Genomic DNA, 13560 nt, shown 5'->3' on the forward strand with positions numbered 1-13560 from the left:
AGCGGGCCCCGATCATGGGTGGTGCCACCACACCTGCGTGGTGGGGTGGCACGACCGAGGTACGCGGTGCAGCGCGCAGGCCGACCCGGCGGTAGGTTCACCCCGTGAGCCGGACCAGCACGTTCACCCGTCCTCCCGCCCTGCGGAACGCGAAGGACGCGCTCGAGCAGCTGTCCCGGCCCGGGCCGAACGAGGTGCTGCGCGGCGATCTCGGGCTCGTCGGTATCCCCGGGGTCGTGTTCGCGCCGGCCGAGGGCCTCGGCCTGCCGGCCGTCGCGTTCGGGCACGACTGGGTGCAGCCGGTCTCCCGCTACGCCGAGCTGCTCCGCCACCTCGCGTCCTGGGGGATCGTCGCGGCCGCGCCCGGCTCGCAGGGCGGCCCACTGCCCAGCACGGCGCGGTTCTCCGCGGACCTGCGGACCACCGTGGAGGTCTGCGCGGGCGTGCGGTTGGGCGACGGCCGGATCAGCGTCGACTCCCGGCGCACCGCGCTGGCGGGGCACGGCGTCGGGGCGGGGGCCGCGTTGCTGGCCGCCGCCGGGCATCCGAAGGTCGCCGCGGTGGTCACGGTCGCGGCCTCGCAGACCCGGCCGTCGGCGATCGAGGCGGCCAAGGCCGTGTCGGTGCCCGCCCTGCACATCGTCGCCGGTCAGGACACGGTGGCGCCACCCGCCGGGCACGCGCTGCAGATCGCCGAGGCGGGCGCGGGCCGGCGCTGGGTGCGGACGCTCCCCAAGGCCGGGCACACGGACTTCCTCGCCGGGGTGCACTGGTCCGACCTGGTGCTCTCGGGCGGCCCGAACGCCAAGGTCCGGCGGATCACCCGGGCGCTGGTCACGGCGTTCCTGCTCAAGGAGCTGTGCGGCGAGGACCGGGTCGACGACCTGGTCGACGGCAAGGTGCCCGGTACCTCGCTCGACACCTTCGACTGATTCGCGATGGCGAACGGTTCCGGCCGTTCGCCCTCCGAGCTCGGCGGCGGGGCGCAGGCTGTCGGGATGCAGCCCGACCTGAGCCTCGATCCGGACGGCGCCGGGGCGGCCGCCGCGCAGGCGGCCCGGCTCGCGGCGGACCTCGGCGACCTCCACACCCGGATCCGCCGCCTCGGGTTCCCCGACGACCTCGCAGAGACGGTCTCCCGAGCGGCGGACGAGCTCGACGCGGCCACCGACCTCTTGCGGACGACGGCGACCGGGCTCCGGGAGGCCGACGCGGACGCCGCGCGGGCCTTCCGGTGGTGACCGGGCTCGAGGACGTGATCGAACGCCTCCGCCTGGCGGTGGCGGACGCGGCGCGGCTGGCCAGGGCGGTGCGGGAGAGCTGGGCGGGTCCGTCCGGCGAGGCCCTGGCGGACCGGATCACGATGGTGGGACGTGCCCTGGACCGTCAGGCCGACCGCGCGGCCGAGATCGCGCGCACCCTCGCGCAGGCCGTCACGGAGGAGGCCACCGGCCCGCTCGTCCCGAGCACGACCGGCCGCAGACCCTCGGAGTCGAGAGGCGTCCGCCTCCCCCTCCTCGCCGACACCCCCGACGAGCGCCCCCCGTGAACCCGCGAGTCGGCACTTTCGGGAGCCCGAAACACACGCTCACGACGCCGCTCAGGACGCGGCGGCGACGACCGCGGAGATCCGGCTCGCGGTGGCCTCGGCGAGCTCCTGGGTGGCGGCCTCGACCATCACCCGCACCAGCTGCTCCGTACCCGAGGGCCGCAGCAGCACCCGGCCCGTCTCGCCCAGCTCCGCCTCCGCGACGGCGACCGCCTCCGCAACCGCGGGCGACGCCGCGACCGCGGCCTTGTCCCCCACCGGCACGTTCTGCAGGACCTGCGGCAGCGGCGTGACGACGGCGGCCAGCTCGGCAAGCGACCTGCCCGTGCCCGCCATCCGGGCCATCAGCAGCATCGCGGTGAGCAGGCCGTCGCCCGTCGTGGCGTGGCCGGGGAGCACGACGTGCCCGGACTGCTCGCCGCCGAGGGAGAAACCGCCGGTGCGCAGCTCCTCGAGGACGTACCGGTCGCCCACCGCGGTGGTCCGCAGCGCGATCCCCGCCTCGCGCATCGCGAGGTGCAGACCGAGGTTGCTCATGACCGTGGCCACCAGCGTGTCCCCGGCCAGCCGGCCGCTCTCCTTCATCCCGAGCGCGAGGACGGCCAGGATCTGGTCGCCGTCGACCACCCGGCCGTCGGCGTCGACCGCCAGGCAGCGGTCCGCGTCCCCGTCGTGGGCGATGCCCAGGTGCGCCCGCTGCTCGACCACGGCAGCCTGCAGGGCCGCCATGTGCGTGGAGCCGACGCCGTCGTTGATGTTGAGGCCGTCCGGCGCGGCGTGCAGCGCCACGACCTCCGCGCCGGCCTTCGCGTACGCCTCGGGCGCGGCCTCGGAGGCGGCGCCGTGGGCGCAGTCGACGACCACACGGATCCCGGTCAGCGGGCGCGGGCTCGCGGCGAGCAGGTGCTCGACATAGCGCGCCAGCGCATCCGGCAGGTCCCGGATGCGGCCGATCGCCGCACCCGTCGGACGCTCGTGGGCGGCGTCGATGCCCTGCTCGATCTCGAGCTCGAGCGCGTCCGGCAGCTTGTGCCCGCCCGCGGCGAACAGCTTGATGCCGTTGTCCGGCATCGCGTTGTGCGAGGCCGAGATCATCACGCCGAGATCGGCGCCCAGCGCCGCGACGAGGTGGGCGACGGCCGGTGTCGGCAGGACACCGAGCCGGATCGCGTCCGCCCCGGCGGAGGTGAGGCCCGCGAGGACGGCGGCCTCGAGCATCTCGCCGCTCGCCCGCGGGTCCCGCCCGACGACGGCGACCGGTCGCCCGTCCCCGGAACGGTGGGCGGCGAGCACACGGGCGGCCGAGGCGGACACGGCAACGGCGAGCTCCGGGGTGAGGAGCTCGCCGTTGGCCAGGCCTCGGACGCCGTCGGTTCCGAAGAGTCGACGCATCCGTGGGCCCCTGATCAGCGCTTGGAGTACTGAGGCGCCTTGCGGGCCTTCTTGAGGCCGTACTTCTTGCGCTCGGTGGCGCGGGAGTCACGGGTGAGGAAGCCGGCCTTCTTGAGCGGCGGGCGGTCCTCGGAGTCGACCTCGATCAGCGCACGGGCGATCGCGAGGCGCAGCGCGCCCGCCTGGCCCGACGTGCCGCCGCCCCGGAGGTTGGCGAAGATGTCGAAACGCTCGGTCTTCTCGACCGTGACCAGCGGCTCCTTGACGAGCTGCTGGTGGAGCTTGTTCGGGAAGTAGGTCTCGAGCGACTTCCCGTTCAGCGTGAACTGGCCGGAGCCCGCCACGAGCCGGACGCGGACGATGGCCTCCTTGCGGCGGCCGACCGTCTGCACGGGCCGGTCGGAGAGGATCGGGGCCTCGACGGCGAACTCGTCGGCCGCGACCTCGGTCTCGCCCTCGGCCGCGTCGAACGCCGCGGCGTCGCCGATGGTGTAGTCCAGGCTCTCGCCGGCGGTCGCCTCGTCGGAGGCGTAGACCTCCTGGTCGGCGGACTCGGGGGTGCTCACGCTCTGTCCCTCTTCGTTGCTCTCGGGGGTGGTCACTGCGCGACCTGGATGATCTCGAACGGCTGCGGCTTCTGCGCCTCGTGCGGGTGCGACGGGCCGGCGTAGACCTTCAGCTTCTTCGCCATCGCCCGGCCGAGCCGGTTGTGCGGCAGCATGCCCTTGATGGCCTTCTCGACCAGCTTGTCCGGGTGCGACTCGATCATCTCGCCGACCGAACGCTGCTTGAGGCCACCCGGGAAGCCCGAGTGCCGGTAGACGAACTTGTCGTCCCGCTTCTTGCCCGAGACGGCGATCTTCTCCGCGTTGACGATGATGACGAAGTCACCGGTGTCCATGTGCGGCGCGTACGTCGGCTTGTGCTTGCCGCGCAGGAGCGTCGCCGCGTGGGTGGCCAGGCGACCGAGCACCACGTCGCTGGCGTCGATCACATGCCAGGCATGGGTGATGTCACCGGGCTTGGGGCTGTACGTGGGCACGGGTCTACCTCGTCGTTCTCGGGCTCGGGAGCTGCCTCGAAGTCAGTCTCTGTGTCTCGTGCGGTGACGCGGACGCCGACCGACCACCGTCAGGTGGCGGCACGGGTCTCCAACCCGCCGCACAACGAACAGTCAGGGTACCCGCCGCCCGGATGGGAGGTCACAACGACCCCCTCCGGACCACGAACGCCCTGATGGATGAGGGTACGCCCCGTGCCGGACGGCTCCGGCACGGGGCACCCCTCACGTCCAGCGCCGGGCGTTGGCCGCCTCGACCTGGCGGTAGCCCTGGTCGGCCTGGCCGAGGGCCGCGCCGATCCGCGCGAGCACCGCGGTGAGGTCCGCCGCGGCGGCGTCCCACTGCCGCTGCCGGGCCGCGTAGTCCGTGGCCGCCTGCCCCTGCCAGGTCGCGACCAGCGGCGCCAGCTCGCGCTCGAGGTCGTCGAGCTGGGCGTTGATGCGCTGTGCGGTCCCCGCGACGGCCGACTGCGCGGCCGCCAGCTCCGCGAACGTGACCTTGATCTCCGCCATCCCGGCCCCCTCAGCCCAGTGCCGCGCGGATGGACGACAGCGCGGCCGACCCGTCGGCCTCCGCCTGCTGGTAGGTCCGCCCGGACCCGACGATCGCCTCGCCGATCCCGCGCAGTGCCGCCGACAGCTGCCGCGCGTCGGTCTCCCAGCGGGCCATGAGCTCGCCGAACGCCGTCGCGGCCTCCCCCCGCCACGCCCCCGCCAGCGGGGTCAGCTGCGAGGCGAGCGCCCGGAGGTCGCCCTGCACGCGCTCGTCCGTGTCGAGCACCCGCTGCCCGGCGCGCGCCATCTCCTCGGTCGTCGTGCCGTAGCCGGCACCACCCGTCGGACTCGTCATGTGTCCTCCCTGGTTCGTGGTCGGGCGCAGCGTCGCAAGCGGGCGCCCCGCGCGGGCCGGAACGCGGGATTCCGTTCACCGGCGCGAATCAGTCGGCCCGGACCGAGCCGAGGACCACGGCGCAGGCCCGGTCCACCTCGGCCGATCCACCGGGCGGGTACCGGCAGCCGACGCTGAACTGGTCCGTCCCCGCCATCCGCACGTGCCACTCGACGACGGCGCCGCCCTGCTCCTCGCGGAACCGCAGCTCACCGTCCTCCTCGCGCAGCGGGCCGAGGGGCTGCCCCGCGGCGCGGGCCCGGGCGTGCCGGTCGCGCAGCTCGGCCGCGGCACGGGCCGGTTCCTCCCGCGAGTCGTAGCCGAGCGGCGTCCGCTCCACCGCGACCAGCCCGGTCCCGTCGGGTGCGGAGGCAGGGACGAGCAGGGTCCGGCGACGGGTGGGCTCACCCCCGGCGTGCTCCCATCCGTCGGGCAGCACGAGCTCGTACCCGTACTGCGCGAGGACGGGCCCCGGGACGGGCAGCAGCCGCCCGGCCCCGAGCAGCGCGGCGACCACCACCAGACAGGTGGCGACGAGTGCGGCGCGGCGCCGCACGGGACGCCCGGCCGCCGGAGGCGTGATCCACCGGGCCCGCGCCCCGGCCGGCCCCACCCCCCGCGAGTCGGCGGTTCCGGTAGCCCGGGTCGCACCTCGGCGACGCGCAGGCCCCCGGGGTGCCGCAGAGCCCGGCGACCCCGCGCCCGGAACCGACCGGGCCGCCGGTGGGACCGCGCCGATCCGCCGCCCCGTCCCGAGCAGCACCGCCGTCCCGAGCAGCACCGCCACCTCGGGCCGCTCCGCCACGACCACCCGCAGCCCGGCCTCGTCCATCAGCTCGGCGAGCAGCGGTGTCCGCGCCACCCCGCCGACCAGCAGCACGGGTTCGGACGACCGGTCCCCGGCCAGCAGGTCCGCTGAGGGTCGAACCCCGGCCAGCAGGTCCTCTGCTGGTCGGACCCTGACCAGCAGGTCCTCCGATGGTCGGACCCCGACCAGCAGGTCCTCCGGCCCGCGCGCCACCCCGGCCACCTCGGCGACGATCCGCGACAACAGCGGCCGGACCGCCTCCCGCACCGCCTCCGCCGTGACCCGCACCCGCCCCTCCCCGACGCCGATCGTCGCGGCGGGCTGCAGGGACAGCGTCTCCCGCAGCACCGTGACGTCCGCGATCCGCCGCGGCGGCCCCGGCAGCAGCGCCCCGACCGCGGCGTCGAGGTCCCGGCCGCCGACCGGGACCTCCCGCACGAGCCGCCCGTCCCGCGTCACCCGCGCGGCCACCAGCCCGACGTCGACGACCAGGCCCGCACCGGCGCGGGCCAGCACGAACGGCTCCCCCGGCCCGAACACCGCCGCCGCGCGGGCGGGCGTGGTCCCCGCCGCCACGATCCCCAGCAACGCGGGCCCGGGTCCGGCCACCCGGGTGCCGGTGCGGCCGGGGTCGACCACCAGCGTCACGGATCGACCCAGGCGAGCTGCACGAGCCGCGCCCCGTGCCGCCGGTCGACGAGGACCCCGCGCCCGGGCGGCTGCGGCCCGGCCCGCACCGCGCCGACCAGCGCGCCCTCGTCCGGGCTGCCGTGCATCACCAGCGCGGGCCCGCCGAGCTCGCGCAGCCGCCCCACCAGCGGATCGAACAGCGCCCGCCCGGCCCCACCGGTCCGCCGCGCGAGGACGAGGTGCAGCCCCACGTCCGCGGCCTGCGCCAGGAAGTCCGCGAGCGGCGCGAGCGGGCTCGGCGCGGCGGCTCCGGCCGGGGCGACCAGGTCGTAGTCGTCCACCAGGACGTAGACGTCCGGGCCGCTCCACCAGTCCCGCGCGCGCAGCTGGTCCGCGGTGACCTCCGGGCCCGGCAGCCGCCCGCGCAGGCTCGCGGCGACCTCGGCCGCCGCCTCGGCGATCGCGGCGGGAGTGCCCGCGTGTGCGATCAGGTGACTCTCCGGCACCGAGCCCAGCAGCGACCGGCGCGGGTCGATCACCACGATCCGCGCCTGTTCCGGGGTGAACCGCCGCGCGACGGCGTGGGCCACGAGCCGCAGCAGCGCGGTCTTGCCGCTGCGCCCGTCGGCGAAGCAGAGCAGGTGCGGCTCGGCCGGGTCCAGCAGCACGGTCTCCAGCCGCTCCTCGTCGACGCCCAGCGGGAGCCCCCCGCCGCCGGCGTCCCGCAGCGATCCGGCGGGCACGAGCTCCGGGAGGAGCCGGACCGGCGGGAACCCCGGTCCCGGAAGGGGCTGTGGCACACCGGGTTCCGCCACGACCATGGCCGCGCCGTCCGGCGCCAGGCCGTGCCCCGGGCGGGCAGGCACGGCCGCGGCACGACGCCGGTCCACCTCCGAGTCCCCCGGCTCCCCCAGCCGCAGCTCCAGCCGGGTGCCCAGCTGGTCCTTGAGCGCCGGCCGCAGCTCCGCCCAGCGATGCACGGACAGCGCGAGGTGGACACCGAGGGCGAGGCCCCGCGAGGCCAGTGAGGCAAGGCGGGCCGCGGGATCGTCGGTCGGCCCACCCGGCGGGTCCGCGCACAGGGCCCCGTACCCGTCGACGACGAGCAGGACGTCCGTCGCGGGCTCCTCGCCGAGCTCCCCGGCGGCCCGCCGAGCCCGGAACTCCTCCACCGAGCCGATCCCCGCCCGACGGAACAGCGCCTCACGGCGGGTGACGATCCCCAGCACCTCGGCGAGCGTGCGCCGCACCAGGTCCGGCTCACCCCGGCCGGCGACGGTCCCGACGTGCGGCAGCGCGTCCAGGCCGGCGAGCGCACCGCCACCGAGGTCCAGCACGTGGATCCCGAGCTCGGCCGGTGAGTGGGTGCGCGCGAGCGCGGTGACCAGCGTGCGCAGGGCCGTCGACCTCCCCGCCCGCGGACCGCCCGCGACCGCGACGTGCCCCGCCGCGCCGGACAGGTCCACCAGCAGCGGGTCCCGCCGTTGCAGCGCAGGGCGGTCCACCACACCGACGACGGCCCGGAGCCCACCCGGCGGCCCCGGATCGAGCTCGGCGAGCGCGGGCGGGGTGTCGAGCGGCGGCAGCCAGACCTGGTGTGCCGCAGGGCCGGTCACCGCGGTGAGGGCCTCGACGGCGGTGTCGAGCAGCGAACGCCCGCCCGGCTCCGCGACGGCCGTCTCGACCGCGCGCACCGGCGCCGCGGTGAAGCGGTACGCGTGCCGCGCCCCGGCGACCGGAAGGGGTTGTCCCGCGCCGGACACGTAGGCGGAACGGAAGCGGACGAGCTGGTCCGTGCCGGCGCTGAGGATCGCCGAGCCCGGGGTGGGCGGCAGCGAGTGCGCGTCGGTCACGCCGAGGACGGCGCGCGACTCCGCCGGGGAGAAGGTGCGCAGCGCGATCCGGTACGACAGGTGCGACTCCAGCCCGCGCAGCCGGCCCTCGTCCAGGCGCTGCGAGGCCAGCAGCAGATGCAGCCCCAGCGAGCGCCCCAGCCGCCCGACCGTCACGAAGAGGTCCACCAGCTCGGGCCGGCGGGCGAGCAGCTCGGAGAACTCGTCCACGACGATCATCAGCACGGGCAGCGCCGGCAGCTCCCGCCCGTCGGCCCGGGCGGCGTCGAGGTCCGCGACGCTCGCCAGGTTCCCGGCCGCGCGCAACAGCTCCTGGCGGCGGGTGATCTCGCCGCCGATCGCGTCCGCCATCCGGTCGACCAGCGCCGTCTCGTCCGCCAGGTTGGTGATCACCGCCGCGACGTGCGGCAGCCCGGCCAGCCCGAGGAAGGTCGCGCCGCCCTTGAAGTCCACGAGGACGAGGTTCAGCTCGTCCGAGCCGTGGGTCAGCGCCAGGCCGAGCACCAGCGTGCGCAACAGCTCGCTCTTGCCGGACCCAATCCGGAAGCACACCTAAATTGCGCCCCCGAGAGGTGCAGCAACACCGACTCGGGGACGACTTGATCAGCCCAGGAGCTGACCCAATGTCAGATCGTCGCACGACCACCCTGACCGTCCCGGCCCACGATCACGTGTCCTGGTGCCGGAATCACGACGTCAGCCTGTTCGACAGCCAGTGCTCGACCGAGCGGTGGCTTCTCGTCGCCGACTACGACCTCCCCTCCGACCCCAGCCGGGTCGTGCTGTCCGCGTTCCAGCACTCGCTGCTGCGCGAGGACACGCAGCGGTGGGAGCACGACGCCCCGCTGATCGAGCTGTTCCTGCCCACCGACGAGCCCGGTCAGGCCGCCTATGCGGTCCTCACCCCGGCCGAGGCCCGCAAGGTCGCCGCGGAGCTGCTGAACCTCGCCGAGCTCGTCGAGACGGAGACCGGGCGGTGCGCGCGATGACGACCACCCTGTCCCCCGCCATGACGATCTACGGCGGGCTGACTGCCGAGGACAAGGCTGCGCTCGCGTGCCCGTACTGGTGCGGCGAACCCGCCGGGCATGGCATCACCGACGACGAGATCGACCGCTTCGGTGAGCTCATCCGGGTGCACCTCAGCCGTGAGGTGGTCGCGGTCGAGAAAGCCCACCACTCCGGCCGCCCGGTCACCGTCCAACTCGACTACTGCGTCAGCCATGACGGCCAAGGGGTTGACGCCGATCCGACTGTCCTGCACGTGTACGGGGAGCCGGACCCTGGGCTGACCCTCGACGAGGCCAAGGCCTTGGCTCAGGTCATCACTCTGGTTGCGGAGTCGGTCCGATGACCGGGCTGTGGGCGACGTTCCTGGGTGTGGTGTCCGAGCGGACGCGGGCCTCGTCGAACCGGGCGTGGTCGCGGGTCGACCGCCCGGCCCGTCACGGCTGGACCGGTACCGACGAGCAGCTGCAGATCCTGCAGAAGGTCTACGCGCACCGGCTGCGGAAGATCGGGGCCGGGCGATGAGCGCGCCGGCCACCAAGTGGTGGCAGGAGCCCGCGCGACCGGAGATGCCGCAGCGGATGCCTCGCGACCCGGAGCCCGGGCGCGGCCCGGAGATGGTCGCTGCGCCCGGTCAGGTACCACGCCCGCTGATGGCGCACGGTCTGCACGAGGCTCTGTGCGGCTTCAAGACGACGACGCCGCACCCACTCGACGGGCGCCTCGAACAGTGCCACGGGTGCCGTAGCTGGCTGGTCGCTATCCCCGACGCGATGCGCCGGCGGTGGGGCCAGTGAGCGGGCAGAAGTCGCTTGAGAGGTCGATGGCGCGCAGGGCGGAACCGACCGTCCTCGCCCTCGTCATCGCAGCTGCGCCGTGGGTGATGTGGTGGATCGGGTGGCCCGTGCTCGTCGTGTTCGGCGTGCTGATCCCGGTGGCGATCCTGTGGATCTGGGTGCCGCCGATCCTGCGGGCCCGCCGCCAGCTGGCACGCATCCAGCGCCGCGAGCCACGCACGGCTGGCCCAGTCCGCCGCGCGGTAGCGAAGGTGACGGATCCGGCGCTGGCCGCCGCTCTCGAGGCGGAGGACGAGTACGAGGCCGGACTGGCCGACTACCTCCCGCTCGGTGAGGTCGAGCGCCCCGAGGGCGAGGCAGCGGCATGACCGGACCCGCGCCGAGGTGGGTGCGGGTTGTGACCACGGCGGCGGTCTCCATCGTCGCCGTGGTCGCGGCCATCGCGTCCTACGTTCACATTCACACGCTCGCGGTTGAGGCCGGTGAGGAGTGGCGGGCGATCCTGATCCCGCTGTCGGTCGACGGGATGCTCGTCGCGGCCTCGATGGTCATGCTGGTCCGCCGCCGGGCCGGGGAACGGGCAGGTGCGCTGCCCTGGATCGGGCTGATCCTTGGCCTCGTCGCGTCCCTCGCCGCGAACGTGGCCGCCGCCGACCCCACGGTGCTGTCGTGGGTGGTGTCCGGGTGGCCACCGCTCGCGCTGGCCGTCTCGTTCGAGCTCCTCATCCGTGTCACCCGCGAACCGGGCCCGGTCGTGGAGGCCGGATCAGAGCCCGCTGAGATCGACGCTGACGCCCTTGCCGACCCCGACCCGGGTGAGTGGTGGGTGGATGCACCCGCTGCGGGTGAGCTGGTGGGCGACACGACCCGCGCCGCCGAGCTGGTCCGGTCCGGGATGGGCCGGCGCAAGCTCGCCAAGACGCTCAATGTGTCCGAGCACGAGGCCCGGCAGCTGCTCGAGCGACACCGGGAGGTGGCGTCGTGAGCGCCGAACCAATTGAGCAGCCGGCCGAGGTGGAGCCAGAGCCGGTGGACCGGATCCCGGAGCCGCGCAAGACGGCGTTCGACAGGATCACCGCCCACCGGGAGGGCACCAAGAGGCCCGTCGTGTTGCCGTGGCTGCGGGAGCGGGAGCAGCGGGCGGCGATCCTGCGATGGGCGGCCGGCTACAGCGGCCACGTCGCCCTGTTCCATCTGGTTCGTCTCCCGGTCTACGGGTGGCGGGTCGCCCGGCGTTCCCCGGTGGGGGCGTGGCGGGTGTCGAGGTGGGTGGTCGACGGGATGACCGACGCCGAGGCCCGCCCGCTGCGCCGTTCCGCAGTGGCTCGCGACGACGTCACCGAGTACCTGCGCTTGGCCCGCGAACGCAACGCGCGGGTGCGGCACCGGGCGCTCGCCGCCGTCCTGCTCGGTGTCCCGCTACTGGGGTTCGCGCTGTGGCTCGTGTTCGCCGCGACCGGGTTGGCGTTCTGGGCGGCGCTGGTCGTCGTCGTGGGCGGGCTGGGTGTGGCCGGGAGGGACCGGGAGAAGCCGTTGATCTCGAAGGCGACCACGCCCGCTTACCTCGCCCCGGTCCTGCGCCGCGATGCGGTGGACACGGCGTTGCGGGCGCTGCCCGGGATGAAGCGGGACGCGGTCATCGAGTACCCGCACGAGATCTTCCGCGACGGCCCCGGCTATCTGTGCCATGTCCGGTTGCCGCACGGGTTCACCGTCTCGAAGGTCCTCGGCCTCAAGGAGGAGCTCGCCAACGGTCTGCGCCGCCCCACCGGGGCGGTGTGGCCCGAGGGTGATGACGACGACGCCTCGATCCTCAAGTTGTGGGTGGGGTTCCAGTCCATGGGCAAGATGCGCCAGCCGGCGTGGCCGCTGATGAAGGGGCAGGCCGACTTCTTCCAGCCCATCCCCTACGGCACCGACAACCGGCTGCGCACCGTCAAGATCACCCTGTTCGAGAACAACATCGTGTGCGGGGCGATCCCGGGTGCCGGCAAGTCCGCGGCCATCCGCACCATCGCCCTGGGCGCAGCGCTCGACCCCACGGTGCAGCTGCGGTTGTGGTCGCTCAAGCAGAACGACCTGGCCGCGCTCGAGCGGATCTCTCACACCTTCGGCTACGGGCTCACCGACGATGTCCTCGAGGCCTGCCTGGCCGACCTCGCCGCGCTGAAGAAGGAGATCATCCGCCGCACCACGGTCCTGTCGAAGCAGCCCAAGGAGCTGTGCCCGGACGGGAAACTCACCCGCCAGCTGGCCAACCGCCGGGACCTGGGGCTACAGCCCATCGTCATGGTGATCGACGAGTGTCAAAACCTGTTTTCTCACGAGGAACACGGGGGTGCGGCCGGGAAGCTCGCGATGGACGTGATCAGGATGGGCCGCGCCTACGGGGTGGTGCTGATCCTGTGCACGCAACGCCCCGACACGAACAGCCTGCCGAAGGGGGTCTCGGCCAACGCCGGGGTGAAGATCTGCCTGCGGATGACCGACCACCAGGCCGTGGACATGGTCCTCGGGACCGGGGCGCATTCCCGGGGGCTCAAGGCGGAGCTGTTCAAGCAGTCCGAGAAGGGCGTCGGCTACGTTCTGGGCGCCACCGACGAGGACATTGTGGCCCGCTCGTTCTACATCGACGCGATCGCCGCGGACCGGATCGCCGAACGCGCCCACGCCCTCCGTGTCGAGGAGGACCGCATCACTGGGCACGCCCTCGGGGTGGAGGCCGACGAGGCCGAGGAGAAGGCCGCCGGGTTCGACCTGCTCGAGGACCTCATCCAGGTCATGACCGACCAGGGCCTGACCTGGATGTGGAACGTGGCCGCGGTCGGGGCACTCGCGACCCTGCGCCCGGAGGTGTGGGAGGGGCTCAACGAGGCCTCCATCGGGCAGCTGCTCGCCAAGCGGGGTGTCACCACCCGACCGCTGAACCGGAAGGACCCGCTCGACCCGCCAGGATCGCCGCGACGGCACCTGACCGGGTTCGAACTGGCCGACGTCCACGCCGCCCGCAACATCCACAGAGGCGAACTACGGGCGCTCTGAGAGGGCCGCAGGCGGGTCGACGGGTCACCCCAAGGGTGTCGACACGTCGACCCGCCTCCGTCACCCAACATCAACACGCTGACCAGCGAAGATCCGCGACCGTCAGCCCCGTCAACCCACCCCGGGAGAACCCCATGATCTGGCTCATCCTCACCGCCCTGGCCCTACTCCTGCTCGCCGCGCTCGCCTACCAGGTCCGCTGCGCCATCTCCCCCTTCGGGAAGCACGGCCGGCGCCGGCTCATCTACTGGGGCCGCGGCTGGTGGCGCGGGGAGCAGTCCGTGGCCCGCGACGAGTAACGGAGTACGGCCAGTAACCGACTAACCACTCGGGTGAACGAGGTGCTTGTGGTCGTGGCCTGCTCGGACCACAGTCGTTACTCCTTCCAGCTAGGCGACCTTGTCAGCCCACCGAGGTGAACCTCATAGTGAACTCACCTGCTGGCCCCGACACTTGGTAGTAGCGTCGAGGATCCGCGGGCCTGACAGGAAGGTTGGACCGGGACCTGTGGGACCGACTCCGCCGAAGCGGT

At 73.9% G+C, this 13560-nt stretch carries 17 protein-coding genes; 10 read left to right on the plus strand and 7 right to left on the minus strand.

Features of this window, described 5'->3' with window-relative positions:
* Positions 1-104 precede the first annotated feature (104 nt).
* The 3 genes from ABD324_RS34305 to ABD324_RS34315 are packed head-to-tail and all read left to right on the plus strand — an operon-like array spanning position 105 to position 1549.
* Positions 105-932, plus strand: a complete 828-nt coding sequence (locus ABD324_RS34305; RefSeq protein ID WP_344427029.1) for a poly(ethylene terephthalate) hydrolase family protein — start codon at positions 105-107, stop codon at positions 930-932.
* 6 nt (positions 933-938) lie between these two features.
* On the plus strand, positions 939-1241 hold the full coding sequence (locus tag ABD324_RS34310) for a hypothetical protein (RefSeq protein ID WP_344427032.1): 303 nt from the start codon (positions 939-941) through the stop codon (positions 1239-1241).
* Positions 1238-1549, plus strand: a complete 312-nt coding sequence (locus ABD324_RS34315) for a hypothetical protein (protein WP_344427035.1) — start codon at positions 1238-1240, stop codon at positions 1547-1549. The genes ABD324_RS34310 and ABD324_RS34315 overlap by 4 nt, the downstream gene beginning before the upstream one ends.
* A 51-nt stretch (positions 1550-1600) precedes the next feature.
* Here ABD324_RS34315 and glmM read toward each other — a convergent pair whose 3' ends face one another.
* The 7 genes from glmM to eccCb all read right to left on the minus strand — a co-directional run bounded on the left by glmM (position 1601) and on the right by eccCb (position 8733).
* Entirely contained in the window at positions 1601-2941 is a 1341-nt protein-coding gene (gene glmM, locus ABD324_RS34320; RefSeq protein WP_344427038.1) for a phosphoglucosamine mutase, read from the minus strand.
* Positions 2942-2955: 14 nt separating this feature from the next.
* Positions 2956-3507 carry a 30S ribosomal protein S9 gene (gene rpsI, locus ABD324_RS34325; RefSeq protein WP_344427041.1) on the minus strand — a complete coding sequence of 184 codons (552 nt, stop codon included), beginning with the start codon at positions 3505-3507 and terminating at the stop codon, positions 2956-2958.
* Between the two features lie 32 nt (positions 3508-3539).
* Positions 3540-3983, minus strand: a complete 444-nt coding sequence (gene rplM / locus ABD324_RS34330) for a 50S ribosomal protein L13 (RefSeq protein WP_344427044.1) — start codon at positions 3981-3983, stop codon at positions 3540-3542.
* 243 nt (positions 3984-4226) lie between these two features.
* Positions 4227-4514 (minus strand): WXG100 family type VII secretion target, encoded by a 288-nt coding sequence (locus ABD324_RS34335; protein WP_344427046.1) that lies wholly within the window; start codon positions 4512-4514, stop codon positions 4227-4229.
* A 10-nt stretch (positions 4515-4524) separates the two neighbouring features.
* The gene (locus ABD324_RS34340; RefSeq protein WP_344427049.1) at positions 4525-4851 is read right to left on the minus strand and encodes a WXG100 family type VII secretion target; all 327 of its coding nucleotides are present in this window, start codon (positions 4849-4851) and stop codon (positions 4525-4527) included.
* Positions 4852-4939: 88 nt separating this feature from the next.
* Positions 4940-6346, minus strand: coding sequence for a type VII secretion-associated protein (locus ABD324_RS34345; protein WP_344427052.1), 1407 nt, complete (start codon positions 6344-6346; stop codon positions 4940-4942).
* Complete coding sequence (eccCb, locus tag ABD324_RS34350) at positions 6343-8733, minus strand: type VII secretion protein EccCb (RefSeq protein WP_344427054.1); 2391 nt, start codon at positions 8731-8733, stop codon at positions 6343-6345. The genes ABD324_RS34345 and eccCb overlap by 4 nt, the downstream gene beginning before the upstream one ends.
* A 71-nt stretch (positions 8734-8804) precedes the next feature.
* Here eccCb and ABD324_RS34355 point away from each other — a divergent pair, with 71 nt between their 5' ends.
* The 7 genes from ABD324_RS34355 (at position 8805) to ABD324_RS34385 (ending at position 13327) form a co-directional block, all read left to right on the plus strand.
* Positions 8805-9170, plus strand: a complete 366-nt coding sequence (locus ABD324_RS34355; protein ID WP_344427056.1) for a hypothetical protein — start codon at positions 8805-8807, stop codon at positions 9168-9170.
* Complete coding sequence (locus ABD324_RS34360) at positions 9167-9535, plus strand: hypothetical protein (protein WP_344427059.1); 369 nt, start codon at positions 9167-9169, stop codon at positions 9533-9535. Before ABD324_RS34355 ends, ABD324_RS34360 begins: the two co-directional genes overlap by 4 nt.
* On the plus strand, positions 9532-9714 hold the full coding sequence (locus ABD324_RS34365; protein ID WP_344427062.1) for a hypothetical protein: 183 nt from the start codon (positions 9532-9534) through the stop codon (positions 9712-9714). The genes ABD324_RS34360 and ABD324_RS34365 overlap by 4 nt, the downstream gene beginning before the upstream one ends.
* Before the next feature lie 298 nt (positions 9715-10012).
* The gene (locus ABD324_RS34370) at positions 10013-10354 is read left to right on the plus strand and encodes a hypothetical protein (RefSeq protein WP_344427065.1); all 342 of its coding nucleotides are present in this window, start codon (positions 10013-10015) and stop codon (positions 10352-10354) included.
* 29 nt (positions 10355-10383) lie between these two features.
* On the plus strand, positions 10384-10971 hold the full coding sequence (locus ABD324_RS34375) for a DUF2637 domain-containing protein (RefSeq protein ID WP_344427068.1): 588 nt from the start codon (positions 10384-10386) through the stop codon (positions 10969-10971).
* The gene (locus tag ABD324_RS34380) at positions 10968-13028 is read left to right on the plus strand and encodes an FtsK/SpoIIIE domain-containing protein (RefSeq protein WP_344427071.1); all 2061 of its coding nucleotides are present in this window, start codon (positions 10968-10970) and stop codon (positions 13026-13028) included. Before ABD324_RS34375 ends, ABD324_RS34380 begins: the two co-directional genes overlap by 4 nt.
* Before the next feature lie 134 nt (positions 13029-13162).
* Positions 13163-13327 carry a hypothetical protein gene (locus tag ABD324_RS34385; RefSeq protein ID WP_344427074.1) on the plus strand — a complete coding sequence of 55 codons (165 nt, stop codon included), beginning with the start codon at positions 13163-13165 and terminating at the stop codon, positions 13325-13327.
* Positions 13328-13560 lie beyond the last annotated feature (233 nt).

The sequence above is a fragment of the Pseudonocardia ailaonensis genome (assembly GCF_039531635.1).
GTDB classification, from domain to species: Bacteria; Actinomycetota; Actinomycetes; order Mycobacteriales; family Pseudonocardiaceae; genus Pseudonocardia; species Pseudonocardia ailaonensis.